Origin of the sequence: Pandoraea aquatica (genome assembly GCF_902459565.1) — a bacterium.
In the GTDB taxonomy this organism is placed as follows: Bacteria; Pseudomonadota; Gammaproteobacteria; order Burkholderiales; family Burkholderiaceae; genus Pandoraea; species Pandoraea aquatica.
Map to the genome: position 1 here is coordinate 321,768 of NZ_CABPSN010000002.1, position 25,920 is coordinate 347,687.

The 25,920-nt window shown below is 63.7% G+C and carries 27 protein-coding genes and 1 riboswitch; of the genes, 25 read left to right on the plus strand and 2 right to left on the minus strand.

Features of this window, described 5'->3' with window-relative positions; all coding sequences use genetic code 11:
- Positions 1-23 precede the first annotated feature (23 nt).
- The 22 genes from PAQ31011_RS06885 to PAQ31011_RS06990 all read left to right on the plus strand — a co-directional run bounded on the left by PAQ31011_RS06885 (position 24) and on the right by PAQ31011_RS06990 (position 20,704).
- Entirely contained in the window at positions 24-866 is an 843-nt protein-coding gene (locus tag PAQ31011_RS06885; protein ID WP_150575131.1) for a gallate dioxygenase, read from the plus strand.
- Entirely contained in the window at positions 863-1,222 is a 360-nt protein-coding gene (locus PAQ31011_RS06890) for a protocatechuate 3,4-dioxygenase (protein ID WP_150575132.1), read from the plus strand. Before PAQ31011_RS06885 ends, PAQ31011_RS06890 begins: the two co-directional genes overlap by 4 nt.
- A 1-nt stretch (position 1,223) precedes the next feature.
- A complete protein-coding gene (locus PAQ31011_RS06895; RefSeq protein ID WP_150575133.1) occupies positions 1,224-2,564 on the plus strand; it encodes a LysR family transcriptional regulator in 1,341 nt (446 codons plus the stop codon).
- A 393-nt stretch (positions 2,565-2,957) separates the two neighbouring features.
- Entirely contained in the window at positions 2,958-4,157 is a 1,200-nt protein-coding gene (locus PAQ31011_RS06900; RefSeq protein WP_150575134.1) for an ABC transporter substrate-binding protein, read from the plus strand.
- Between the two features lie 54 nt (positions 4,158-4,211).
- A complete protein-coding gene (locus tag PAQ31011_RS06905; protein ID WP_150575135.1) occupies positions 4,212-5,084 on the plus strand; it encodes a branched-chain amino acid ABC transporter permease in 873 nt (290 codons plus the stop codon).
- A 13-nt stretch (positions 5,085-5,097) separates the two neighbouring features.
- Positions 5,098-6,177, plus strand: coding sequence for a branched-chain amino acid ABC transporter permease (locus PAQ31011_RS06910; protein WP_150575136.1), 1,080 nt, complete (start codon positions 5,098-5,100; stop codon positions 6,175-6,177).
- Positions 6,174-6,926 (plus strand): ABC transporter ATP-binding protein, encoded by a 753-nt coding sequence (locus tag PAQ31011_RS06915; RefSeq protein ID WP_150575137.1) that lies wholly within the window; start codon positions 6,174-6,176, stop codon positions 6,924-6,926. The genes PAQ31011_RS06910 and PAQ31011_RS06915 overlap by 4 nt, the downstream gene beginning before the upstream one ends.
- The gene (locus PAQ31011_RS06920) at positions 6,919-7,656 is read left to right on the plus strand and encodes an ABC transporter ATP-binding protein (protein WP_150575138.1); all 738 of its coding nucleotides are present in this window, start codon (positions 6,919-6,921) and stop codon (positions 7,654-7,656) included. Before PAQ31011_RS06915 ends, PAQ31011_RS06920 begins: the two co-directional genes overlap by 8 nt.
- 43 nt (positions 7,657-7,699) lie before the next feature.
- Positions 7,700-8,455 (plus strand): PIG-L deacetylase family protein, encoded by a 756-nt coding sequence (locus tag PAQ31011_RS06925; RefSeq protein ID WP_150575139.1) that lies wholly within the window; start codon positions 7,700-7,702, stop codon positions 8,453-8,455.
- A complete protein-coding gene (locus tag PAQ31011_RS06930) occupies positions 8,452-9,156 on the plus strand; it encodes a 4-carboxy-4-hydroxy-2-oxoadipate aldolase/oxaloacetate decarboxylase (RefSeq protein WP_174990000.1) in 705 nt (234 codons plus the stop codon). The genes PAQ31011_RS06925 and PAQ31011_RS06930 overlap by 4 nt, the downstream gene beginning before the upstream one ends.
- A 19-nt stretch (positions 9,157-9,175) precedes the next feature.
- On the plus strand, positions 9,176-10,294 hold the full coding sequence (locus PAQ31011_RS06935; protein WP_150575140.1) for a 4-oxalomesaconate tautomerase: 1,119 nt from the start codon (positions 9,176-9,178) through the stop codon (positions 10,292-10,294).
- A complete protein-coding gene (locus PAQ31011_RS06940; RefSeq protein WP_150575141.1) occupies positions 10,291-11,031 on the plus strand; it encodes an alpha/beta fold hydrolase in 741 nt (246 codons plus the stop codon). The genes PAQ31011_RS06935 and PAQ31011_RS06940 overlap by 4 nt, the downstream gene beginning before the upstream one ends.
- Positions 11,028-11,519, plus strand: a complete 492-nt coding sequence (locus tag PAQ31011_RS06945) for a nuclear transport factor 2 family protein (protein WP_150575142.1) — start codon at positions 11,028-11,030, stop codon at positions 11,517-11,519. The genes PAQ31011_RS06940 and PAQ31011_RS06945 overlap by 4 nt, the downstream gene beginning before the upstream one ends.
- 226 nt (positions 11,520-11,745) lie before the next feature.
- Entirely contained in the window at positions 11,746-12,825 is a 1,080-nt protein-coding gene (locus tag PAQ31011_RS06950; protein WP_425495090.1) for a porin, read from the plus strand.
- A gap of 325 nt (positions 12,826-13,150) precedes the next feature.
- The gene (locus tag PAQ31011_RS06955; RefSeq protein ID WP_246179424.1) at positions 13,151-14,536 is read left to right on the plus strand and encodes an MFS transporter; all 1,386 of its coding nucleotides are present in this window, start codon (positions 13,151-13,153) and stop codon (positions 14,534-14,536) included.
- Positions 14,537-14,704: 168 nt separating this feature from the next.
- On the plus strand, positions 14,705-15,484 hold the full coding sequence (locus PAQ31011_RS06960) for an HAD-IA family hydrolase (protein WP_150575143.1): 780 nt from the start codon (positions 14,705-14,707) through the stop codon (positions 15,482-15,484).
- An 84-nt stretch (positions 15,485-15,568) separates the two neighbouring features.
- Positions 15,569-16,231: a nucleoid occlusion factor SlmA gene (slmA, locus tag PAQ31011_RS06965; protein WP_039394856.1), complete on the plus strand. Its 663-nt coding sequence runs from the start codon at positions 15,569-15,571 to the stop codon at positions 16,229-16,231.
- Positions 16,232-16,551: 320 nt separating this feature from the next.
- Positions 16,552-17,748: a homoserine O-succinyltransferase MetX gene (gene metX / locus PAQ31011_RS06970; RefSeq protein ID WP_150575144.1), complete on the plus strand. Its 1,197-nt coding sequence runs from the start codon at positions 16,552-16,554 to the stop codon at positions 17,746-17,748.
- Positions 17,745-18,419: a methionine biosynthesis protein MetW gene (gene metW / locus PAQ31011_RS06975; RefSeq protein ID WP_246179425.1), complete on the plus strand. Its 675-nt coding sequence runs from the start codon at positions 17,745-17,747 to the stop codon at positions 18,417-18,419. Before metX ends, metW begins: the two co-directional genes overlap by 4 nt.
- A 106-nt stretch (positions 18,420-18,525) precedes the next feature.
- Positions 18,526-19,821, plus strand: a complete 1,296-nt coding sequence (locus PAQ31011_RS06980; protein ID WP_150575145.1) for an AmpG family muropeptide MFS transporter — start codon at positions 18,526-18,528, stop codon at positions 19,819-19,821.
- 161 nt (positions 19,822-19,982) lie between these two features.
- Complete coding sequence (locus PAQ31011_RS06985; protein ID WP_150575146.1) at positions 19,983-20,282, plus strand: type II toxin-antitoxin system HigB family toxin; 300 nt, start codon at positions 19,983-19,985, stop codon at positions 20,280-20,282.
- Positions 20,279-20,704, plus strand: coding sequence for a helix-turn-helix domain-containing protein (locus PAQ31011_RS06990; protein WP_150575147.1), 426 nt, complete (start codon positions 20,279-20,281; stop codon positions 20,702-20,704). The genes PAQ31011_RS06985 and PAQ31011_RS06990 overlap by 4 nt, the downstream gene beginning before the upstream one ends.
- Positions 20,705-20,782: 78 nt before the next feature.
- On the opposite strand, the gene PAQ31011_RS06995 is transcribed toward PAQ31011_RS06990, so the two are convergent.
- Complete coding sequence (locus tag PAQ31011_RS06995; RefSeq protein ID WP_246179426.1) at positions 20,783-21,556, minus strand: exodeoxyribonuclease III; 774 nt, start codon at positions 21,554-21,556, stop codon at positions 20,783-20,785.
- A gap of 165 nt (positions 21,557-21,721) precedes the next feature.
- Positions 21,722-22,666 (minus strand): LysR family transcriptional regulator, encoded by a 945-nt coding sequence (locus tag PAQ31011_RS07000; protein WP_150575149.1) that lies wholly within the window; start codon positions 22,664-22,666, stop codon positions 21,722-21,724.
- A gap of 198 nt (positions 22,667-22,864) precedes the next feature.
- On the opposite strand from PAQ31011_RS07000, the gene PAQ31011_RS07005 reads away from it, so the two are divergent.
- The 3 genes from PAQ31011_RS07005 to ahcY all read left to right on the plus strand — a co-directional run bounded on the left by PAQ31011_RS07005 (position 22,865) and on the right by ahcY (position 25,710).
- The gene (locus tag PAQ31011_RS07005) at positions 22,865-23,314 is read left to right on the plus strand and encodes a CidA/LrgA family protein (RefSeq protein ID WP_150575150.1); all 450 of its coding nucleotides are present in this window, start codon (positions 22,865-22,867) and stop codon (positions 23,312-23,314) included.
- A gap of 73 nt (positions 23,315-23,387) precedes the next feature.
- Positions 23,388-24,071 (plus strand): LrgB family protein, encoded by a 684-nt coding sequence (locus tag PAQ31011_RS07010; protein WP_052252431.1) that lies wholly within the window; start codon positions 23,388-23,390, stop codon positions 24,069-24,071.
- Between the two features lie 65 nt (positions 24,072-24,136).
- A riboswitch (S-adenosyl-L-homocysteine riboswitch) is annotated at positions 24,137-24,263 on the plus strand.
- Between the two features lie 31 nt (positions 24,264-24,294).
- Entirely contained in the window at positions 24,295-25,710 is a 1,416-nt protein-coding gene (gene ahcY, locus PAQ31011_RS07015; protein ID WP_150575151.1) for an adenosylhomocysteinase, read from the plus strand.
- Positions 25,711-25,920: the final 210 nt, after the last annotated feature.

Below are 25,920 nucleotides of genomic sequence, written 5' to 3' on the forward strand. Positions count from 1 at the left end.
GACAAGAAACGGAGACATTCAGCGTGGCAAAGATCATTGGGGGGATCGGGACGTCGCACGTGCCGACCATCGGTGTGGCGTACGACAAGGGCAAGCAGCAGGATCCCGCGTGGGCGCCGCTGTTCCAGGGCTACGAGCCGGTGGCGAAGTGGCTCGCCGAGAAGCAGGCGGACGTGCTCGTGTTCTTCTACAACGACCACGCCACGACGTTCTTCTTCGACATGTACCCGACGTTCGCGCTCGGCGTGGGCGAGTCGTTCCCGATAGCCGACGAAGGCGCAGGGCTGCGTCCGCTGCCGCCGATTCGCGGTGATGTGGCGTTGCAGGCACACATCGCCGAGTCGCTTGTGAACGACGAGTTCGACATCACGGTGTTTCAGGACAAGCCGATCGATCATGGCTGCGCGTCGCCGCTGCCGCTGCTGTGGCCGCACAAGCCGGACTGGCCGGGCACGGTCGTCCCCATTGCCATCAACGTGCTGCAATACCCGCTGCCGACGGGCCGTCGTTGCTATCGCCTCGGGCAGGCGGTGCGTCGCGCCATCGAGTCGTATCCGGAAGATCTGCGAGTGGTCGTCGTGGGCACGGGCGGTCTCTCGCATCAGATCCACGGCGAGCGCGCGGGCTACAACGACGAATCGTGGGATCGCGAATTCCTCGATCTGCTGGAGCGTGAGCCGGAAAAGCTGACCGAACTCAAGCACGTGGACTACGTCGAGCGTGGCGGCGCGGAGAGCGTCGAGCAAATCATGTGGCTGTCGATGCGTGGCGCAATGGGCCCGCGCATCAAGCGTCTGCATCTGAACTACTACCTCGCGACGACGACCGCCATGACCGTCGCGCTCTACGAGGATGACGCTGCATGAATCCGCAACTCGAAGGCATCGAAGCGATCACCGGCACTTACGCGTTCGATCTGCGCGTGAGCAACCGCACGCTCAAGCTCAATCGCTTCTTCTGGCACATGATTCGCGCCGAGAATCGCGAGACGTTCCTCAACGATCCGGTCGCCGCCATGACCGCTGCCGGTCTCACGGCCGACGAGCAGGCGATGGTGCAGGCGCAGGACTGGCTCGGCCTCGTGCGTCATGGCGTGAACTTCTTCGTGTTGGAGAAGTTTGCACGCGTGGTGCGCAAGACGAATCTCGAAGTCTATGCGCTCATGCGCGGTGAATCGCTCGAAGAATTTATGGCCACGCGTCGCGTGCCGACCATGCGCTGACATGGCGATCGATACCGCCATCAGTCTGACCAACGCGCCGCCGGCGCCACGGCTTGCGTGTCACGAACGCGGTACGTGGAGCCGTGCGCCGCAAAGCAACGACGCCACACTGCTGGTTCGCAAGCTGCGCGGGTTGCGCGCGATGGTCGCGGTGCTGGAGTGCGATTCCGTCGCACGCGCGGCCCGCATGCTGCATCTCTCGCAATCGGCCGTGGCCCGCTCCATCTCGGACATCGAGGCAGAGCTGGGCTTTCCGCTGTTTCACCGCAGCGGTCGCGGGATGATTCCGAACGCGGCCGGGCAACGGCTCGGTGTGCGCGCGACGCGTGCGCTCGCGGAGCTGGCGAACGGTTATCGCGAAGCCTTTGCGGCGACGGCGTCGCAAGCGGACGGCGGCGCGCGTGCCGCAAGCCGGTTCGCAGCCGTGGTCGCGCCGCAGCAACTCACGAGCTTTATCGCCGTCGCAGAGTTGGGCAGCGGTCCGTTGGCGGCGACGCGTCTGCAATGCTCGCAGCCGACCATCCAGCGCAATCTCGATCAGCTCGAAGACCTCATCGGCATCAAGCTGTTCCGGCGCACGCCGCGCGGCACGCGTCTGACCGATGAGGCGGTTGCGCTGCTCGGTCCCGTCAAACGCGCGCTCGCCGAACTGGCGATTGCCGAAGACGAACTTGCGCCGTTCGGCGGACGTCAGCAAGGCACCGTCATTGTGGCGGCGTTGCCGCTATCGAGCGGCTTTCTGTTGCCGAAGGCTATCGACAGCCTGCTGTACAAGTCGCCTTATCTCACGGTGACGGTGGTCGACGGCACGTACGAAGCACTCGTGCGTCAGTTGCGTCAGGCGGACGTCGACATGATCGTCGGTGCGCTGCGTGCCAACGACGTGCCGCCGGATATCCGTCAGGAAGCGCTTTTCGAAGATCACCTGTCGGTGGTCGCGCGCGCGGACCATCCGTGCCTGACGTCCGGAAAGACGCCCACGCTCGCAGAGCTGGCCGAGTACGGCTGGGTCAGCCCGCTGCCGTGCACACCGGCGCGTGGCGTGTTCGAGCGCGTGTTCCATGCCGAAGGTCTCGCGCTGCCGCACACGCAGGTGCATGCGAGCAGTTCACCGGTGGTGCGCGGGTTGCTGTCGTCGAGCGACCGTCTTGCGTTGCTCTCGCCGGTGCAGATCACGTCGGAGTTGCGCACGGGGGAACTGGCCGTGGTGCCGGTAACGTTGCAACACGCGCGCCGTTCCATCGGCGTGGCGACGCGCCGCGACGGTTTGCTTTCGCCAGCCGCAGAGCAGTTGCTCGACGAATTACGCGCGCTTGCGCCGACGATGCAGCATCCGACGTAAATCCGTTGCAGGTCGCTCGCCGATGCCCCGGCGAGCGCGGCGAAAATCGCCGGATTCGCCATGACTTGCATGTCTCGCCTCACTCGCTCGCGCACGATTTTCCGACGGCGCGACGCCTCCTGACGACTGCCCGTCGTGCCTTGTGCGGCGGGCGTTCCACTCGCGAAACGTCTCTCGTCCCGCAGCGCGAAATTCCCCTCGAAAAAAACGTCTCGCAACGTAGGGGAAATCTCGGGGATATACGAAAAACGCAACGCTCGACGCGAGAAGGTCGTTCGACGCGCTCATTTCGTCTGCCTAAGCTGTCCCGGTACATAGAAAAGGCGCGCCAACCCCCGGCGCGGCTTCATGAAAAATGGATCGGTGCTACGACGCCGACGAGGAGACGACACCATGATGAAGCGCCATCTCTGGCTCGCTGTGGCACTTGCGAGCGCTTGCCAATTCACCGCCGTTTCGGTCGCACGTGCCGAGGAAATCAAGGTCGGCGTGCTGGGCCTGTTCTCCGGCTCCGCGTCGTGGTGGGGCACGGAATACCGTCGCGGCCTCAACCTGTGGATGGAGCAGAACAAGAGCAAAGTCGGCGACGATACGATTGTGCTCCTGGAGCGCGACGAAGGTGGCGTGAACCCGCAACGCACGCGTCAGCTCGCACAGGAACTCGTGGTGCGCGATCAGGTGCAGTACCTGTTCGGTGGCTCGTTCACGCCGAACGTGCTGGCGATGGCGGATGTCGTGAACCAGACCAAGACGCCGCTCGTCATCGGTAACTCGGGCACGTCCAGCGTCACGCTCAAGTCGCCGTACTTCGTGCGCACCGGCTTCACGCAGTGGACCGTGAGCGTGCCGCTTGTCGAGTACGCCGCGAAGAAGGGCGTGAAGAACGCCGCCATCGTGGTGGCTGACTTCGCCACCGGTTATGACGCCATCGATGCTTACAGCGAGACGTTCAAGAAGGCGGGCGGCAAGGTCGCCGTCGAAGTGAAGGTGCCGCTGGGCACGACGGACTTCTCCAGCTATCTGCAACGCGTGCGTGACGCCAAGCCGGATGCCGTCTTCATGTTCATGCCGGTTGGTCCGATGTCGGCCGGTTTCGTGAAGGCATTCAAGGAGCGCGAACTCGACAAGGCGGGTATCCAGCTCTTCGCCACGACCGAGACGATGGAATCGGACCTGCCCGCGATTGGCGACAGCGCACTGGGCACGATCACCGCATTGCATTACTCGCCGTTCCTCACGACGCCGGAGAACACCGCGTTCGTGAAGGCCTACAAGGCGAAGTACGGCCCGGGCGCACTGCCGTCGATCGCTTCGGTCTCGGCCTACGACTCGATGACGCTCATCGCTCAGATGATCAAGGCGACCAGGGGCAAGAAGGACGCCGACCGCGCCATCGCCGCCGTGAAGGGGTACTCGTGGGTGAGCGCACGCGGTCCGGTGTCGATCGATCCGAAGACGCGTGAAATCGTGCAGAACGTGTACATCCGTCGCGTGGAAACCATCGACGGCAAGCTCGGCAACAAGCCGATCGACACGTACAAGTCGGTGGTCGAACCGTGGCATATCAGCCACCCGGAAGTGGCCGCGAAGTAACGCAGGCGACGCCCCCCAAAGTTCGCTCTGTTCGTTAGGTTTCGGTAATTCCTCATGACGCAATCGCTTGCCACTTTCCTGTCGTTGTCGATTGACGGTGTGGCCTACGGGATGCTGCTGTTTCTCATCTCCGTGGGCCTCACGGTCACGCTCGGCGTGATGCGCGTGGTCAATCTCGCGCACTCCGCCTTTGCCATGATCGGCGGTTATTTCACCTTGTGGGCCATGCAGCGTGCCGGCCTCGATTTCTTCGTCGCCCTGCTCGTCGGCGTGCTCGGCACGATGGTGCTCGGCGCGATCCTTGAGCGCACGCTGTATCGCTGGGTCTACACGGCCAACGGTCTGGGGCAGCTGCTCATGACGATCGGCCTCGCGTTCATCATCTGCGCGATTGCCAAGCACATGGCAGGTACGGAGTTGCAGACGATTCCGGTGCCGCAGGGCCTGCGTGGTACGTGGGACTTCGGCGCGTTCTCGGTGTCCGTCTATCGCATCTTCGCGCTGGTGTGCAGCGCGGTCGTGGCCTTCGGCATCTGGCTGGGGCTGGAGCGCACGTCGTTCGGTGCGAAGTTGCGCGCCGCCGTCGACAACCCGCGCATGGCGCGCTGCGTGGGCATCGACGTGCCGCTCGTGTTCTCGATTACGTTCGCCATCGGTTGCGGCCTGTCGGGGCTGGGCGGTGCACTGTCGAGCCAGATCCTCCCGCTGGAGCCGTACTACGGCCTGAAGTATCTGGTGCTGGTGCTGATCGTGGTCGCCGCTGGCGGTCTGGGCAGCCTGCGCGGCTCGCTCTACGCCGGTCTGCTGCTCGGTCTGATCGACACGCTTGGCCGCTACTACGTGCCCGCGCTCGGCGCCTTCATGATCTATCTGGCCGTGCTGGCCATTCTGCTGATCCGCCCGCAAGGGCTGGTCGGTCGTGCGTAAGGGGAGGGTGACGATGTCTCATACGAAACCCTCGCAAGCGCTGGCGGGTGCTGCACAAGTCGCACCGGCCCTGCGTCGCAAGCGCCTCGGCATGCTCGACGCGCTCCTGCTGCTCGCCGCTGTCGCTACGTACTTCTTCGCCGATCTGTATCTGGCGCTCGCCACGAGCGTGCTGATCATGATCATCTTCGCGCTCTCGCTCGATCTCGTGCAGGGCTACTGCGGCATCGAGACGCTGGGACACGCGGCGTTCTTCGGTAGCGGTGCCTATGCGGCCGGTCTGTTCGCGCTGCACGTCTCGCCGAATCCGCTGCTGGGTCTGGTGGCCGGTGCCGTGGTTGCGGCACTTGTCGGACTGATCACCGGCATCGTGGTGCTGCGGGTGAGCGGACTGACGCAGATCATGCTCACGCTCGCGTGCGCCACGTTGCTGTACGAAGCGGGCAACATCGCCAAGTCCATCACGATGGGCGACGACGGTCTGACGGGCTACAGCATCTCGCCGGTGCTCGGCATGTTCGAGTTCGACATCTACGGTCACACGGCGTATCTGTACGCGCTCGCGGTGCTGCTCGTCGTCTATCTGCTCACGCAGTTCCTCGTGAACTCGCCGTTCGGTCTGACGGTGCAGGGCATTCGCGAGAACGCCATGCGCATGTCGCTTCTGGGCGTGCGCGTCGGTCTGCGTCGTCTGATGCTCTACACGATTGCCGCTGCGCTTGCCGGTGTGGCAGGGGCACTCTCGGCGCAGGTCAACAACATCGTCGCGCTCGACACGCTGTCGTTCACGCTCTCGGCCAACGTGCTTGTGATGCTCGCGCTCGGTGGCACCGGACGTCTGTACGGTGCAGTGCTCGGCGCGGTTGTCTTCATGGTGCTGTCCGACCGCATCGCCGCTATCGACCCGACGAACTGGCTCGCGGCACTCGGCGTGTTGCTGATCGTTGTGGTGCGCTTCGCACCAGATGGTCTCATCGGTCTGGTGGACCGGTTCGCGGCGCGTCTGCGTCGCTCGGCATCGGCACCCGCCGCCGTCCCTGCGCCGACTGAGAACACCAAGGCAACGACCACGGACAAGGAGGTGACGCCGTGAGCGCTGCACTCGAAATTCAGGGACTGTCGAAGCGCTTCGGCCAGTTGGACGTCACGCGCAATGTCACGCTGTCGCTGCCTGTCGGCGCGCGTCACGCGCTGATCGGACCGAACGGTGCGGGCAAGAGCACGTTGATGAACCTGCTCACGGGCGTGCTCAAGCCGAACGCGGGCGTAGTGCGCGTGGGCGGCACGGACGTGACGTCGATGCCGTCGCACAAGCGCGTGAAGCTCGGTCTCGCACGCACGTTCCAGCTCAACACGTTGTTCGACACGTTGACCGTCGCAGAGAACGTGGGCCTCGCGCTCACGTCGCGACGCGGGCTCGACGGTCGCATCGGTCGCCCGCTGGCGAATCGCCCGGCGGTGGTGGAGGAAGCGGCGGAGCGTCTGCGCGACCTCGGCATGATCGACCTCGCTGGAAAACGCATCAACGAACTCGCTTACGGCCAGCGTCGTCAGGTCGAAATCGCGCTGGGTCTGGCGCTCGATCCGAAGGTGCTGCTGCTCGACGAACCGGTCGCCGGTGTGCCGTCGGGGCAAGGCCGAAAGTTGTTCGAACTGCTGGAGCGCCTGCCCGCAGACGTTGCGGTGATGGTCATCGAACACGACATGGATCTGGTCTTCCGCTTCGCGCGCCGCATTACGGTGCTGGTCGAAGGCGCGGTGCTGATGGAAGGCGAGAAGGACGAAGTGCGCAGCGATCCGCGCGTGCGCGATATCTATCTGGGACGTCGCCATCATGACTGACATTCTGCTCGAAGCCGGCGGACTCAGTGCCGGGTATGGCGAGACCATCGTGCTCGAAGACCTGAGCCTGCGTGTGGCAGCTGGCGAAGCCGTCGCGATTCTCGGACGCAACGGCGTGGGCAAGAGCACGTTGCTGCTGAGCCTGCTCGGCCTCACCACGCGTCACGGCGGCGTGCTGCGCTATCGCGACGACGACATCACCGCATGGCCCGCCTACAAGCGCGCCCGCGCCGGACTGGCGCTGGTGCCCCAGGAGCGCGAAATCTTCAAGTCGCTCTCCGTCGAAGAGAACCTGCAAGTCTCGGCGATGGGCGACGTGGCTAATGCGGCCGACGACAAAGGGGCCTGGACGCTGGAGCGCGTCTACGACCTGTTCCCGCGTCTGAAGGAGCGCCGTCGCAATCTGGGCAATCAACTCTCGGGCGGCGAGCAGCAGATGCTCGCCATCGGCCGCGCACTGATCGGCAACCCCCGCGTGATTCTGTTCGACGAGCCGTTCGAGGGGCTCGCGCCCGTCATCGTCGATCAACTGGTCGACGCGTTCTGGAAGCTGCGGGCAGACGGTGGGATGGGCGTGGTGCTCGTGGAGCAGCACGCAGAACTGGGACTGGAACTCACCGACCGCGCGCTGGTGCTCGACCGGGGCCGTCAGGTCTGGGCGGGACGCAGCAGCGATCTGGCCGCGTCGCCGGAATTGCTCGGCACGCTGGTCGGACTGGAAAGCGCCTGAGCGAGCGTCGCCGGGCCGCGCAACACGTATCAGAGTCAAACACATGAGCACAACACAGCACAGCAGCAACTCGGGATTGGCTGGCCTCGTCGTCAGCGCCCACTCGGCAGATTTCGTCTGGCGCGCAGCGGGCACGATTGCCACGCACGTCGCGCAGGGCTATCGCATGAAGATCGTCTGCCTGTCGTTCGGCGAGCGCGGCGAGTCGGCCAAGCTCTGGCGCAAGGGCGCTGAGATGACGGAAGCGAAGGTCAAGGCCGCACGCCGTGAAGAGGCGCAACGCGCGGCCGACATTCTTGGCGCAGAGATCGAGTTTCTCGATATCGGCGACTACCCGATGCGTGTATCCGACGAGACGCTATTCAAGCTCGTCGACATCTATCGCGATGTGCAGCCCGCCTTCGTGTTGAGCCATTCGGAGAAGGACCCGTACAACTTCGATCACCCGCTGGCCATGCACGTCACGCAGGAAGCCCGCGTGATCGCACAGGCCGAAGGCCACAAGCCGGGCGAGAAGATCATAGGTGCGCCGGCTGTGCTCGCGTTCGAGCCGCATCAGACCGAGCAGTGCGAGTGGATTCCGAACACCTTCGTCGACATCACGCCGGTGTGGGACAAGAAGCGCGCCGCCATCGAATGCATGGCCGGTCAGGAACACCTCTGGGATTACTACACGCGCGTGGCGCTGCAACGTGGTGTGCAAGCCAAACGCAACATCGGTATCACCGCGTCGCGCGACATCAAGTACGCGGAAGGGCTGATGCGTCTCACGCCGGTCGTTACGGAGCAACTGTCATGATTCGCGGCGTCGTCGTTCGTCAGATTCCCCGTGTCGATGCCGCTACGCTCGACATTCTGCGCAGCGCAGGCAGCGCCACCGTGCACGAGGCGCAAAGCCGTCTCGGTCTGATGGCCACCTATCTGCGTCCGATCTACGCCGGTGCGGCGGTGGCCGGTAGCGCCGTGACCGTGCTTGCACCGCCGTCCGATAACTGGATGCTGCACGTCGCGGTCGAGCAGGCGCAACCGGGCGACATCGTCGTGGTCGGCGTGACGTCGCCGTGTGACGACGGGTACTTCGGCGACTTGCTCGCCACGTCGATGAAAGCGCGCGGCGTTGCCGGGCTGATCATCGACGCCGGTTGCCGCGACATCGGCACGCTCACGGAGATGAAATTCCCGGTGTGGTCGAAGGCCATCTCGTCGCAGGGCACGGTCAAGGAAACGCTCGGCTCGGTGAACGTGCCGGTCGTGTGCGCGAACCAGATCGTCAATCCGGGCGACGTGATCGTGGCCGACGACGACGGTGTCGTCGTGGTGCCGTTCGCCACGGCACAGGCTGTCGCGAAGGCGGCCGCTGCACGCGGTGCGGATGAGGCCTACAAGCGCGGTGTCCTCGCGGGCGGCACGCTCGGCCTCGACTACTACAAGATGCGCGAGCGTCTCGCCGCGAAGGGCTTGCGCTATGTCGACTCGCTCGACGAGTTGCAAGGCGAGTGAGGGGCGCGACTTGTCCGACATGAAGCACTCACAGACGCGCATTCGCGCCGCCGTCATGCGGGGAGGCACCTCGAAGGGGCTGTACTTCCTTGCCGACGATCTACCCACGGACGCCGCCACGCGCGACGCTGTGCTGCTAGCTGCGATGGGCTCGCCCGATGCGCGTCAGATCGACGGTATGGGCGGTGCGAACCCGCTCACGAGCAAGGTCGCCATCGTCTCGCGTGCGACGCGTGCGGATGCCGACGTCGACTATCTCTTTGCGCAGGTCGTAGTCGACGAAGCTCGTGTCGACTACGGACAGAACTGCGGCAACCTGCTCGCAGGCGTCGGCCCGTTTGCGATCGAGCGAGGACTCGTCGCTGCAACGGGCGACGTGACCGACGTCGGTATTCACATGGTCAACACGGGACAGGTGGCGGTTGCCACCGTGCAGACCCCGGGCGGCATCGCGAAGTACGACGGCGATGTAGCTATCGACGGCGTGCCCGGCACCGCAGCACCGATTCCACTGATGTTCCGCGACACCGCCGGGTCGTCGTGCGGCGCGCTGTTTCCGACGGGGCCGCGTCAGGAAGTCGTTGAGGGCGTCACCGTCACGTGTATCGATAACGGCATGCCGCTCGTACTGATGCGTGCAGCGGACCTCGGTTGCACAGGCACTGAGTCCTGGCAGCAACTCGAAGCGGATGCGCAGTTCCAGTCGATGCGTGAACGCATCGAAGCGATTCGTCTCGCCGTCGGTCCGCGCATGAACCTGGGTGACGTGCGTTCGCGCACGGTGCCGAAGATGTGTCTCGTCGCGGCCCCGCAAGACGGCGGTGCACTCGCCACGCGTTGCTTCATTCCGCATCGCTGCCATTCGTCCATCGGTGTGCTGGCTGCCGTCAGCGTGGCGACGGCAGCAGCGCTGCCGGGCACCGTCTGTCACGAGATGGCCGTGGTGCCGGATGGCGACGCACCACTCGTGTCCATCGAACATCCGACGGGCGAATTCACTGTACGTCTGACGCTCGGTCTCGATGCCGAAGGGCAGACCGACGTCACCGGTGCAGGCCTGCTGCGCACCGCGCGCTGGCTGTTCGATGGCGACGTCTGCATTCCGACGCGCGTGTGGGCAAAGGGGGACGCGGTATGAGCCAGGAACGTCTGCCGCTGCTGCTGCTCCCCGGCCTGCTCTGCGATCAGGTGGCATGGGCCGCTACGGCCGCGTTGCTGCCGGAATTCGATTGCCGCGTGCCCGCGTGGGGCGCGCTCGACACGATTGGCGCGATGGCCGATCACGTGCTGGCGACGACGCCCGAGCCGCGTTTCGCACTGGCCGGACATTCGATGGGCGGGCGCGTTGCGCTCGAAGTCTTGCGCCGAGCACCGCAACGCGTGAGCCATCTTGCATTACTGGACACCGGCTATCAGGCACTGCCCGAGGGCGAAGCCGCCGAGAAGGAGCGTAGCGGTCGCGCTACGTTGCTTGCCCGTTCGCGCGAAGCGGGCATGCGCGCGATGGGACAGGTTTGGGCGACGGGCATGGTGCATCCCGACCAGATCGGCACGCCGCTCTTCGACGCCATTCTCGACATGATCGAGCGCAGCAACCCCGATCAGTTCGCTGCGCAGATCCATGCGCTGCTGGGTCGTCCGGATGCCACCGCACAACTGGGGGACGTGCGTTGCCCGACGCTCGTGCTGTGCGGACGACAGGACACGTGGAGCCCGCTCGCACGTCACGAAATCATGACCGGGCTGATCCCGGGTGCGGTGCTGAGCGTGGTGGAGCACAGCGGTCATATGAGCCCGATGGAACGTCCTGAAGCTGTGGCTGCCGCCATGCGTGCGTGGTTGTCTTTGCCGTCGACCGAAGGGATGACGGCATGACGCAGAACACGCAACCCGCACAAATTGCATCAACACCCGACGCCGTCGATCAGCAAACGCTCGACGCGTTGCTCGCCAAGCAAGCGTGTCACGACCTCGTGATGCGCTTCGTCATGTGTAACGACCGTCGTGATCCGCAGGGACTGGCGGCGCTGTTCGCCGAGAAGGGCGTGCTGGTGCGCCCCAACGGCGAGACGCTCGTCGGCCCGGTGGCGATTGCGGCGGCGTACGCCGACCGTCCGGCAGACCGATTGACGCGCCATCTCGTCGGCAACGTGCTGATCGAGGTGACGTCTGCGACCGGTGCCATCGGCAGCAGCACCGTGCTGCTCTGGAGCGGGTCGGCACGGGACGTGCCGGGACCGTTCGGACGTCCGGCGCAGGGCCGTCAGGTGATGGGCGAATTCGAGGACACGTTTGTGCGCACGGCGCAGGGATGGCGCATCGCCCGGCGCGAAGCGCGTTTCACTTTCGTACGCGAAGCATGAAGCGTGACGTGAGGAAAAAAACAGCACCTCACGTCGCGCCATAAAACAACGGGGACCGAGGCCGAATAGCAGCACAGGAGGCGGCAGCGGTGACCCGAAAGAGCAAGCAATGCAGTACCGGAGGCGGCCGCAGTGCCGTCCCAACAAAGGCCGGACCGTCGACGTCGTTGGCGCTCTGGAGGTTGAGGTTTGGAGTAGCTGTGTATTTAAAAACAAGGGGACAGAAGTGAAAGTGAAACACGCATTGGCCGCTGGCCTGCTGCTGGGTGCAGGCCTGGCGCACGCGCAAAGCAACGTGACGCTGTACGGGATCGTCGATACCGGCATCGCCTATTACAACAATGCTGCCAATGGCGGCAGCTTCGTCGGCGAACCGACCCTCACGGGCAAGGTGCCGTCGCGCTTCGGTTTCAAGGGCGTCGAAGATCTGGGCGGCGGTCTCAAGGCCGTCTTCACGTTGGAAAACGGCTTTCAGCCGGGCACGGGTGGTCTGAACTACGGCGGACGTCTGTTCGGTCGTCAGGCCAACGTCGGTCTGTCGAGTTCGTGGGGCACCGTGCTCATCGGCCGTCAGAACAACATGACGTTCTACGTGACGGGTAACGCGGACGTGATCGGACCGTCGATCTTCTCGCTCGCCAGTATCGACCCGTACATCGCCAACGCACGTAGCGACAGCGCCATCGGGTACATGGGCAAGTTCTCCGGCGTGACCGTCGGTGCAACGTACAGCTTCGGGCGCGATGGCTCGGCCGCGGGCGGACCGTCGGCCACGAACTGCGCGGGTAACGTCGCCGGCAACTATCAGGCCTGTAAGCAATTCACGGGCTTGCTCGGTTACGACTACGAGAACTTCGGCATTTCGGCGTCGTACGACCAGATGCGCGGCAACACCGGCGCAGCCGCACCGCTGACCAGCTCGAACTACACCGATTCGCACGCGGTCATCAACGCGTACTACAAGTGGTCGACGGGTCGCGTGGGCGGTGGCTGGATTCACCGCAACGTGAGCGCCGACGCTGCATCGCTGCGTTCGGACATCTACTTCATCGGCTTCACGTATCTGCCGACGATCACCTGGGCGTTCGACGCACAGGCCATTCGTTACCAGCTGAAGAGCAAGGCTAACGCCACGATGCTCATCGGTCGCGCCACGTACTCGCTCTCGAAGCGTACGTCGTTGTATGGCATGGCAGGCTGGGTGGCGAACAGCCAGAACGGCGCAGTGGCGATTGCGGCGGGCGGTTCGGTCGTCACCGGTGGCAACCAGTTCGGTACGATGCTGGGCATTCAGCACACGTTCTGACGCCTGAGTCTTATCAAGCGCGGCACCGCGTAGCGAGCACGTGTGGGGCGTCCGGGGGGGCGAATCGCACGTGACGCGGTGCTGCGTCACTCTCTGTTGCGCGGCGGCGTCGTGGTGGCGTGCCGCGCATAACGAGCGAGTGATCCGGCAGACGTCGTGCGGCATGACCGTGTGCAGCCGAACATTCCCCGAGCGGCACCATTGCGCATGATTTTCCTGCCCGGCCCGGGCTATGATGCCAAGCAGGCACTGGCGAGCGAGAAGCGAATCCCGGGCCGAGATTTTTTCCATTCTTCCCTCCAAAACGATTGATGAAGTCCGCCGTATGACGCAACCGATGGCACCCGCCGCGACGCTGGCCGAAGGTCTGTGCGCGAGCGCACGCCGTATTGCCGTGCCCTCCATTCTGCTGGGCACCTTCCTCGGCAATCTCGATGCGTCGATTGCCAACGTGGCATTGCCGACCATCGCGCGCGACCTCGTCGCGGATCCCGCCTCGACGGTGTGGGTCGTCAATGCTTACCAACTGATTTTTGCGATGGCCGTGCTGCCGCTGGCGGCACTGGGCGAAAAGCTCGGCTATCGGCGCGTGTTCCTGTGCGGCGTGGCCGGGTTCACGCTGGCGTCGCTCGGCTGCGCGCTCGCGCCCTCGCTTTCGTGGCTTGTCGCGGCGCGCGTGGTGCAGGGGCTTTGCGGTGCGTGCATGTCGACGATTGTCCCCGCGTTACTGCGCATGGTGTTCCCGCCGCACATGGGTGGCCGCGCGATCTCGCTGCTGGCCCTGACCGTCGCCCTGTCGACGGCGGCCGGGCCGAGCGTGGCGGCCGTCATTCTCACCCTGGGCGACTGGCGCTGGCTGTTCGCCATCAATCTGCCCATCGGGCTGGTTGCGCTGGGCGCGTCGTACCGGTTCCTACCACGCACGCCGGGGGCCGAGCGGCGCATCGACGTGCCCGGTGCATTGCTCAACGCCGCGACACTCGCGCTCATCATCATCGGGCTCGGTCATGTCGGCGAGGCCGGGCATCACGGTGTCGCCGCGTTGCAGATCGTGCTCGGGCTGGTCGTGGCGGTGGTGCTCGTGCGGCATCAACGCAGTCGTCAGACGCCCATGCTGCCGCTCGATCTGATGCGGGTGCCGGTGCTGGCGTTGTCGTCGCTCACGTCGGTCGCTTGTTATATGGCGCAGACGCTGGCCTACGTCGGCATGCCGTTCTTGTTGCAGCACACGTTCGCGCGCAGTGAGGCGGCGACGGGGCTGCTGATCACGCCATGGCCGCTGGTGATCGTGTTCATCGCGCCGCTCGCGGGGCGGCTATCGGATCGCTTCGACAGCGCGCGCATGAGTGCGCTGGGACTGGGCGTGTTCGCAGTGGGGCTGGCCTCGCTGGCGTGGTTGCCTGCGGACGCGAGCGACTGGGGCATCGCCTGGCGGATGGTGATCTGCGGGGTGGGCTTCGGCTTCTTCCAGACGCCGAACAACCGCATCATCATGATGGGCGCGCCGCGCGAGCGCAGCGGCGCGGCGAGCGGTCTGATGACGATTGCCCGAACCGTCGGCATGACGCTCGGGGCGGCCGTGGTGGCGTTGTTGTTCGATCTCTATGGCGATGACGGCGCGCGCGCGGCGATGGTGAGCGCGACGATACTCGCGGCGCTGGGGGGGAGCGTCAGTCTGCTGCGGGTGCGCGCGAAGGCGCGCGCGGGCTGACGGCGCGACAGATGCCGGAGCGCAGAGGGACCGGAGGCGGGGATAAGGCAGGCTGAGCCGATTTGTCAAAGTGAGCGGCGCGCGCTAGCATCTTGGCTTGCTGAGACCCCGTTGCGCTCGCGACGACGGTCATGTTCACGTATCTCCTCGCAAAATTCCGCTATCTCCGTGTCTTCTTCTCACGTTCTGAGCCGGCGACGCCGGGCGCACCTCGCCCGTAGCGAGCACGGCACGCGCGGTCCGGTCTGGCTGTTCGATCTGGACAACACGCTGCATCGCGCGTCTCACGCGATCTTTCCGCGCATCAACCGCGCGATGACCGCCTATATCGTCGAGAAGCTGGGCCTGCCGCACGACGAAGCGAACCTTTTGCGCTCGACGTACACCGAGCGCTACGGCGCGGTGCTGCTCGGACTGATCCGGCATCACGCCATCGATCCGCACGAATTTCTTGCGCAAGTCCATGAATTGCCGCCGCTGGCCGAGGTGCTGCGCGCCGAGCGCGGCATTGCCCGTCTGATGGCCGGTCTGCCGGGACGCAAGATTTTGCTGACCAACGCACCGGCGCACTACGCCATGCCGATCGTCGAGGCTTTGGGAATTGGCCGTCATTTCGAGCGGTTTGTGAGCATCGAAGACATGGCGGACCGTCGTGGCTGGCGGGCCAAACCCGACCCGACGATGTTGCGCCGTCTGCTCGTGCGTGAGGGACTGACACCCGCGAACACATGGCTTGTCGAGGACACGCGCTCGCACCTGAAGCACCTGCGTCATTTCGGCATCAAGACGGTCTGGATCACGGGGCATCTGCCGGTGAGAAACAGTCTTGGCAAGGTCATGGCGCGAAGTGGCCGCCCACACTTCGTAGATATCAAAGTACAATCTCTGCGCGAGTTAAGGGCGTACCTGGCGACCGGGGCAGGTGCCAGGCATGTGAGGGGCAAGTGACGGGCCGGTGAGGGCTCAGTCAGGTTCCCCGCCAGCCCCTGGCCGCGCGACGATTACATAATCCCAACTGATAACGACCAGACGATGCAGCAGGAAAACTCTTCGAACGGCGCCGGTTTCGGCACCGCCGACGCGCTGGAGGCCATGCCCGCGCCCGCGCCGGTGAAGACCACCCGTCCCAAACCGGGCGAGCGCCGCGTGCAGGTGTTGCAGACCCTCGCGGCCATGCTTGAAACGCCCAAGGGCGAGAAGATCACCACGGCCGCGCTCGCGGCGCGTCTCGATGTCTCCGAAGCGGCGCTCTATCGCCACTTCGCGAGCAAGGCCCAGATGTTCGAAGGCCTGATCGAATTCATCGAACAGACCATCTTCGGCCTGATCAACCAGATTTCCGCACAGGATCAGGATGGCGTGACGCAAGCGCGCGCCATCGTGCTGATGCTGCTCGGTTTCGCCGAGAAGAACCCCGGCATGACGCGTGTGCTGACCGGCGAAGCACTGGTCGGCGAACACGAGCGTCTGCAAGAGCGCATGAACCAGTTGCTCGACCGCATCGAAGCGTCGCTGCGTCAGGTGCTGCGCCTGGCTGCCGCACAAGGCACGCTGCCTGAAACGTTCGACGCGAATTCGCGCGCCAACCTGCTCGTCTCGTATGTGCTGGGTCGCTGGCACCGTTTTGCCAAGAGCGGCTTCAAGCGCTCGCCGGCCGAAGGGGCCGAGCCGCAAGTGGCTGCGCTGCTGCGCTAATCTGGGCTGCGGTGGCTCGTCTGCGCCCTGTGCGCAGATTACGTTATACTTTTGCAACGCGTGACAGGGCTGACGACATATCGTCCGGCCTTGTTGCGATGATTGGCGCGCCGATTTGGTGACTCGCTTGCGGGCGCGCGAATGACTCTGACGGAGGATCTCCGTCGTGGGACATTCAATAAAAATGCGGCTAAAGAGGTCGTTCGCGCACCCCGCCGTTTTTCCGTCGACCCCTTTTCCCGCACAGAACGCTTCTGGACACCGTCCGTCGATTTGTCTCGACGATGACGCTGCCCCCGGCATGTTTCGGACAGGGATTTATGGAATCTTCAATCGGAATCGTCACGCCGCAGCGGATGCATTTCGCTGAGCCGCTGGCATTGCAAAACGGCAGCACGCTCGCGGGCTATGACCTCATGGTCGAGACCTATGGCGAGCTCAATGCCGATCGCAGCAACGCCGTGCTGGTGTGTCACGCGCTCAATGCGTCGCATCACGTGGCCGGCATCGCTGCCGACAACCCCAAAGACATCGGCTGGTGGGACAACATGGTCGGTCCGGGCAAGCCGCTCGACACCAACCGTTTCTTCGTCATCGGCGTGAACAATCTCGGCTCGTGCTTCGGCTCGACCGGGCCGATGAGCCTAGACGAAGCCACCGGCACGCCGTACGGCGCGCGCTTTCCTGTCGTGACGGTCGAAGACTGGGTCAATGCGCAGGCCCGTGTGGCCGACGCGTTCGGCATCCGCAAGTTTGCCGCCGTGATGGGCGGCAGTCTGGGCGGCATGCAGGCGCTGGCGTGGAGCATCATGTACCCCGAGCGGGTGGGGCACTGTCTGGTGATCGCGTCCACGCCGAAGCTCTCGGCACAGAACATCGCCTTCAACGAGGTCGCACGCTCGGCGATCCTCTCCGATCCCGATTTCCACGGCGGCGACTATTACGCGCACGGTGTGGTGCCGCGTCGCGGCTTGCGCGTGGCGCGCATGATCGGGCACATCACCTATTTGTCCGACGAGGACATGGCGACCAAATTCGGCCGCGCGCTGCGACGCGCCGAAGCGCTAGTCGACGAGGTGAAGGGCGGAGGCGGGAACGGCAATGGCAACGGCAAGGACGACGGCTACCGCTTCAGCTTCGATGTGGAGTTCGAAGTGGAGTCGTACCTGCGTTATCAGGGCGACAAGTTCGCCGAGTACTTCGACGCCAACACCTACCTGCTGATCACGCGCGCGCTCGATTACTTCGATCCGGCGCGCACGGTCGGTGGCGACCTGGCGAAGGCGTTGTCGCACACGTCCGCCAAATATCTGATCGTGTCGTTCGCGACCGACTGGCGTTTCGCCCCGGCGCGCTCGCGCGAGATCGTCAAGGCGCTGCTCGACACGCGCCGCACGGTGAGCTACGCCGAGATCGATGCCCCGCACGGTCACGACGCCTTCCTGCTTACCGATGCGCGGTATCACAATCTGGTGCGCGCTTATTACGAACGTATCGCTCAGGAGGTCGGCGTATGAGCCAGTCCACTACACCGGCCAATCACGTGACCAACAGCGCGCAGGCCGCGCAACTGGCGGCGTCGCGTCATCGCATTTCGGCCTCGCTTGCAGATCGCCCCGACTTTCGCGTTATCGCACGATGGATCGAACCGTCCTCGCAGGTGCTCGATCTCGGTTGTAGCGACGGATCGTTGCTGCGTCTGCTGACCGACGAACTCGACGTGAGCGGCTACGGCATCGAGATCGACGACGCGGGCGTCCTCGCGTCCGCACAGCGCGGCATCAACGTCATTCAGCAGAACATGGAAGACGGCCTGAAGCTGTTCGAAGATCAGAGCTTCGATACTGTCATTCTGTCGCAGACGTTGCAGACCATTCACCGCACGGCGGACATTCTGCGTGAGACAGTGCGCGTGGGACGCGAAGCGATCGTGTCGTTCCCGAACTTCGGTTACTGGCCGCACCGGCTGTCGGTGTTGCAGGGCCGCATGCCGGTGTCGAAGAGTCTGCCGTTCCAGTGGCACAACACGCCGAACGTGCGTGTGCTGACGATCAAGGACTTCGAAGCGCTGGCGCCTGACGTCGGCGTGAAGATTCTGGATCGCGCGGTACTCCACAACGGGCGATTGGTGTCGGTGGGCGCGAACTGGCGTGGTAGTCTTGCGGTCTATCGCGTCAAGCGTTCCTGAACCGACGGCAGCTTGCGGGGCAGCGTAGCGCCGGACCCCGTGCAGCAATGGACGTCGGGGGCCGGGCGCCGTGCATCGCAGGCGGCTGGCCCCAATTGTCCTTTCCATGACCGATTCGCTGCGGCCCGACGACGGGCGCGTCTTCCACCCCACGCGGATGCTCATCTGCGTGATTCTCGGTTTCACTTCCGGCTTGCCGCTTTTCATCCTGCTAAATCTGGTGCAGGCATGGTTGCGCAGTGAGCACGTGGATCTCAAGTCGATCGGCCTGTTCGCGCTGATCCAGTTCCCTTATACGTGGAAGTTTCTGTGGGCCCCGCTCATGGACCGCTTCGCGCCCAATTTTCTGGGATGGAAGCCGGGGCGGCGTCGCGGGTGGATGTTCGTCACGCAGTTGCTGGTGGCGGGCGCGGTCGCGATCATGGGGACGTATTCACCGCAGCGCGATCTGATGACGATTGCCGCGCTGGCAGCGGCGCTCGCGTTCTTCAGCGCGAGTCTGGATATTTGTCTGGATGCCTACCGACGCGAGTTGCTGTCCGATCGCGAGCAGGGGCTGGGCACGGCAATGCACGTGAACGCTTACAAGGTGGCGGGGTTGGTGCCGGGATCGCTGGCGCTGATCATGGCCGACCATCTGCCGTGGTCGCAGGTGTTCTTCGCGACGGCGGCGTTCATGCTGCCGGGCATCGTGATGACGCTGGTGGTGAAGGAGCCCGAGATTCGCGGCACGCCGCCGAAGACGTTGCGCGAGGCGGTCGTGGAGCCGTTCCACGAGTTCGTGACGCGTGGCGGCTGGTCGCAGGCGCTGCTCGTGCTGGCGTTCATCTTTCTGTACAAGCTGGGCGATTCGATGGCGACGTCGCTGGCCACGTCGTTCTATCTGGATCTGGGCTTCACGAAGACGCAGATCGGCGTGGTGGCGAAGGCGACGAGCCTTTGGGCGAGCGTGGCGGGCGGCATCATCGGCGGGATCTGGCTGATCAAGTTAGGCATCAACCGAGGGTTGTGGGTGTTCGGCGTGCTGCAACTGGTGTCGGTGCTGGGCTTCGCGTGGCTGGCCGAGGCCGGTGCGGTGGTGGCGGGGCTGGGCGCGGTGATCGCGTTCGAGGCGTTCACGGCGGGGTTGGGGACGGCGGCATTCACGGCTTACATCGCACGCACGACGGATCCGCGTTACACGGCGACACAGTTCGCACTGTTCACGAGTCTCGCGTCGGTGCCACGCACGTTCGCGAACGCGGGCACGGGCTACATCGTGGACGGTGTGGGCTGGCTGACGTTCTTCCTCATCTGCACGGCACTCGCGATTCCGGGCATGCTGCTCCTGCCCAAAGTCGCCCCGTGGGGTGCTGACGACGACGGTGGCGATGGTGTGCCTGCTGCGGGTGGGGCACGGTGATATACCAGGTCGCTATCGACAATTAATGGATGGCTCCAAGGCCGGTTCGAACGAACCGGCTTTTTTTCAGACTGTTCACACCTACGAAACATCGCAATTTGCGATATATTCTCGCGTCCCCCCAATGATCGACCAATTCGAATTCATGGAAAGGCGGGGGCATGCGGGTGATTTCCAAGGCGCGACTCAGAGAGTTCTGGTTGAGTCGTCCGGACGCGCAAGATGTGATGACGGCGTGGTATCGACTGGCTTCAACGTGCCGGGCGGAGAACCTCTCCGAACTTAAGCAGTGGTTCGGTAGTGCGGACTATGTCCCCCCGCGATTCACTGTGTTCAACGTCGGTGGTAACAAATTCCGCATCGTGGCCTGCCTCCACTACGATCAGCAGAAGCTCTACATTCGAGGTGTTTTCTCGCATCGTGAGTACGACGCCTGGAGCAAAGGGAATCGACGATCATGAAAAGAAGACAAGCCGTTGGGAATTTGCCGCTGATGGCGCAGACCTGGGCGCAGTTGCAGGCGCAAGCGCATTTGCGCCCGATCCGTAGCGTGGCCGACTATCGCCAGATGGTGCGCTTAGCTGATGTGCTGGCGGACAATCTTGATGAAGGCGATCACGCCAACCCACTCATGTCGCTGTTCGACATCGTCACGGATCTGATTGAGCTGTGGGAGTCCCAATACGTCGAGATTCCAGATGCGGAGCCCCGTGAAGTGCTACGGCACCTGATGGCCGAGCATGGGCTTCGGCAAAAGGACTTGCTCGACGTCGCGTCGCAAACGCTGCTGAGCGACATTCTTTCGGGACGGCGCGCGATCAGCAAGACCGTGGCGAAGAAGCTTGCAGAGCGCTTTCAGGTCGACGCCGCTGTGTTCTTGTGACGTCTTTCACCCAACAAAAAGGCCAATCCCTCATCAAGGATTGGCCTTTGCTTTTCCGGATTCTACGAAGCGCAGTGCTTACAGCGCGTGGTCGTAGTCGACGATCAGTGGCGCGTGATCGCTGAACTTGATGTCGCGGAACACCGAGGTCGTTTTCGCCTTGCCAGCAATGCCGGGCGTGGCGATCTGGTAGTCGATGCGCCAACCGACATTCTTCGCATACGCCTGCCCGCGGTTGCTCCACCACGTGTATTGCTCCGCACGCTGATCGAGTGTGCGGAAGACATCCACGTAGCCGTGGTCGTCGAACAACTGCGTGAGCCACGCGCGCTCTTCCGGCAGGAAGCCCGAGTTCTTCAGGTTGCCCTTCCAGTTCTTGATGTCGATTTCCTTGTGCGCGATGTTCACGTCACCGCACAGCACGACTTCGCGTCCCTCGGCCTTGAGCGCCAGCAGGTGCGGCATGAAGTCCGCCATGAAACGGAACTTGGCCGCCTGACGCTCCTCGCCACTCGACCCCGACGGGATGTAGACCGAGATCACCGACAGGTTGCCGTAACGCACTTCGACATAACGACCTTCGGCGTCGAACTCGGCGTTGTCCCAGCCGATCACGATGTCGTCGGGCTCACGTCGCACGTACACACCGGCACCGCTGTAACCCTTCTTCGCGGCGTAGTGGAAATAGCCCTGATAGTCGTGCGGCTTGAGGAAGTCCGGCGTCATGTCCGGCAACTGGGCTTTGATTTCCTGCACGCACAGGATGTCGGCGTTCTGATTGCCGAACCACTCGAAGAAGCCCTTCTTGGAGGCGGATCGCACGCCGTTCAGATTCGCGGTAATGATGCGCATGAGAGTCGAGGTGTCGCGCCGCTCTCGCATCCCATGGACGCGATACAACGGCAAAAGGGGGAAATTTGTCAGCGGCAAGGATACCGCAATCGCCGAATCCCGGCGGACGACAGCCACACGTGCGTGCCGGATGGGCCGTGCGTCCGGCTGTCCGCTAAACCCCGGTTACTTGCGTCGCGCGCCGCCCGCGATAGCGGCCTTCGCTTCGCCGTCGCCACCTGGCCCGAGGATGTCGCGCGCCAACGCGAGCCAGCGTCGTGCCGCATGCGACAGATACGAGTCGCGTCGCCACGCCATCGCCAGATCCCACGGAATCTCCGGATCGCGCACATCCGTTATCACGAAACGCTTCGGGTCCAGCCGCGCGCAGAACGGCTCCGGCAGCAGCGCAATCCCTACGCCGTTATCCACCATCGATGCGATGAAGTCCCACTGACTTGAGCGGCCCGCAATCTTCGGCGTGAACCCCGCGCGCTGACACGCGGCAATCACCAGTTCCGATAAGGCAAACCCTTCGCCGTAGAAGACGAAGGGCTCGTCGCGCAATTCACCGAGACCGACAGAAGCACGGCCTTCCCAGCGAGACTCCCGGGGCGCGATCAGACGCAACTGGTAATGACAGACGGGTAGTACGTCCAGCACCGTCGGATCGATGGGCAGAAGCACCGCGCCCAGCTCGATCTCGCCCGCCAGCAACGCCTGCTCGATGGCCCGCGAGCCGGTCTCGAACAGCTTCATCTCGATATCCGGGTAGTGCTGATGGAACGCACCGATCACCGGGATGAAGAGGTCGCCCCCCAACGGCGGGATGCCGATCGACAGCTCGCCGCGCGACACCGTCTCCAGATCCGCCAGCTCCTGTTGCAGACGTGCGTGCGCGGCGAGTACGTCCTGACCGCGCTCGAAGACGACGCGTCCCGCATCGGTCAGTTGAAGCCGACGCCCCATGCCGCGCTCCTCGCGCAACATGAGCGGTGTGCCCAGTTCGTCCTCCAGCGCTTTGACCATTTTGCTCACCGTCGGCTGGGTGACGAACAACGCTTCGGCCGCCGCCGTGAAGCTCTGCTGTCGCACAACCTCCACAAATCCTCGCAACGCACGCAGTTCCATTTTGGTTCTCTCGGTTGCACCCTAATGGTGCAATTCGGCGGAAAGCCCCGTCCTGTATGGCTTCCTTATGCACTATTAGGGTTAATACTTAAATTATTCCAATTTGGAATCGTTCTGATACGACTAATTCATTATATTTATGTTGCGCCGCTTCCTATACTGCTTCCAATATCCAGGAAAACCCTTAGGGAGTCAGCCATGACCAAGATGATCGCCAGCCGTCTGTATCGCCGTAGCAAGGGCGTCGTCGGTGTGCTCTGGCAAATCGCGCTCCTGACGGGTATCTATCTGGCGGCCGATGCTGCATCGCGTCATTTTCATCTGCCCCTGCCGGGCGGTGTGCTGGGCCTGCTTGTCGTTGTGGCGCTGCTTATGAGCGGCGTGCTGAAGACGGAGAAGATCAAGCGCGGCGCAGACTGGTTTCTGGCCGAGATGATCCTCTTCTTCGTGCCGCTGGTCGCCGCCGTCATGCAATACACCGATCTGCTGCGTGAGGAAGGTTTGCAACTGCTGGCCGTGATCGGTGTCGGCACCACGCTCGTGATGGTCTCGACCGCGCTGGCCGTCGACTTCGCCTGCCGCGCCGAGCGCCGTCTGAAAGTGGCCTTCGCCCGGATTCCGGCCCGCCGTGCGCACGATGCACGCTGATGTTGCCGATGGACTTCGCATCCAACGTCATCCGCGCCGCCACTCACGCTGATCGCATTCGCCGGGAATTGTCATGAATCATACGGCGCTCCTGCTGCTCGTTCTCACTGTCTTCTTCTATTACGTGTCGAAGCGCCTTTATGCGCGCTTCGGCAAGGTATGGCTCGGTCCGGCGATTCTCGCGCCGATCCTCGTCATCGGCGTGATGATCGGCGGCGATATTTCGTATACGACGTACATTGCCGATTCCCGCTGGCTCGTATGGCTGCTGGGACCGACGACCATCGCCTTTGCGGTGCCGATTTACGAGCATCGCGACATCATTCGCCGCCATGCCTTTGCGCTGACGTTCGGCGTGCTGGTCGCCATGGTCGTGGCCGTCGGTAGTTCGTATGTCCTCGCGCGGCTGTTCGAATTGCCGCCGGAGATGGCGCGCAGCCTGCTGGCCCGTTCGATTTCGACGCCGTTCGCGCTCGTCGTGTCGGATCAGGTCGGTGGTTCGCGCGATCTGGTCGGCCTCTTCGTCATCATCACCGGGCTGATCGGCATGTTGCTGGGCGAGGCGCTGCTGTCGTGGCTGCCGCTGCGTACGCGTATGGCGCGCGGTGCGCCGTTCGGCGCAGGCGCTCACGGCTTCGGTACGGCCAAGGCGCGCCAGATCGGTGGCGAAGAAGGCGTCGTCGCCAGCCTCGTCATGATGATCAACGGTGTGCTCATGGTGCTCGCCGCGCCGCTGATCGCCCATCTTCCCGTCTGACAAAAATAACCCTTCGGACGTCGCTCCTGCCGTAACTTCGCGCATCAGTTTTGCTACAATGCCGGGGTCTTGAGGAGCGTTGCGACAGCCGAAGTGCTGCCAGGCTCAAGATCCTTCCTATTGGCCCCGCCGGCCGCCGGATTACCCCCCGGATCGTTGGCGCGTGGGCCCCGAGAACGGCGCTCACGTCCCAACTATCTAGACTTTAGAGAAAGGAGGCGTGATGAACGCCGTAGTCGATTCGAAATTCTCCGATTTCCACGTTGCCGATATCAATCTGGCGGCATGGGGCCGTAAAGAGCTGACCATTGCCGAGAGCGAAATGCCCGGTCTGGTCGCCACGCGCGCCGAATTCAAGGCCAGCCAGCCGCTCAAGGGCGCGCGCATTGCCGGCTCGCTGCACATGACCATCCAGACGGGCGTGCTCATCGAGACGCTGACCGCGCTGGGCGCCGAAGTCCGCTGGGCTTCGTGCAACATCTTCTCGACGCAGGATCACGCCGCCGCCGCCATCGCGGCTGCCGGCATTCCGGTGTTCGCGTTCAAGGGCGAGTCGCTCGACGAGTACTGGGAATACAGCCACCGCATCTTCGAATGGCCGAACGGCGAGTTCGCCAACATGATTCTCGACGACGGCGGCGACGCCACCCTGCTGCTGATTCTGGGCAGCAAGGCCGAGAAGGATCTGTCGGTCGTGGCTAACCCGACCAACGAAGAAGAAGTCGCGTTGTACGCCGCCATCAAGCGTCACATCGAAATCGATCCGCAGTGGTACAGCAAGCGCCTGTCGCAGATCAAGGGCGTGACCGAAGAGACCACCACCGGCGTGCACCGTCTGTACCAGATGGAAAAGGACGGCACGCTGCCGTTCCCGGCCATCAACGTGAACGATTCGGTGACCAAGTCGAAGTTCGACAACCTGTACGGCTGCCGTGAGTCGCTGGTCGATGGTATCAAGCGTGCTACCGACGTGATGATCGCGGGCAAGATCGCGCTCGTGGCCGGTTACGGTGACGTGGGCAAGGGCTGCGCACAAAGCCTGCGCGGTCTGGGCGCGACGGTGTGGGTCACGGAAATCGACCCGATCTGCGCACTGCAAGCCGCCATGGAAGGCTACCGCGTCGTGACGATGGAATACGCGGCCGACAAGGCCGACATCTTCGTGACGGCAACGGGCAACTTCCACGTGATCGATCACGACCACATGGCCGCGATGAAGCATCAGGCCATCGTCTGCAACATCGGTCACTTCGACTCGGAAATCAACGTGGCGTCGACCCGCAAGTACGAGTGGGAAAACATCAAGCCGCAAGTCGATCACATCATCTTCCCGGACGGCAAGCGCATCATTCTGCTGGCCGAAGGCCGCCTCGTGAACCTCGGTTGCGCCACGGGTCACCCGTCGTTCGTGATGAGCAACTCGTTCACGAACCAGACGCTCGCCCAGATCGAACTGTTCGTGCACGGTGCCAAGTACAAGAACAGCGTGTACGTGCTGCCGAAGCATCTGGACGAGAAGGTCGCACGTCTGCACCTGGGCCGCATCGGTGCCGAGCTGACCGTGCTGAGCGACGATCAGGCGAAGTACATCAGCGTCGACAAGAACGGTCCGTTCAAGCCTTCGCACTACCGTTATTGATGTGCCGCGCCGCTTGGTCGCCGATGTCCCGCACGGAGGAGTGCGAGGCACCGGCGCAGAGCGGCGCGTGGTCTGAGTAGTATTGAGTGGTATGGATGGAAGGGCGGTGCGACGGCGTCAGTTGCCGTTGCGCTTGCCCCGGATACCTCTGCATTACCCGCTTTTGCTGTTCCTGAATTTTCCACCGCCGGTGCTGGCATGACTGCCGTG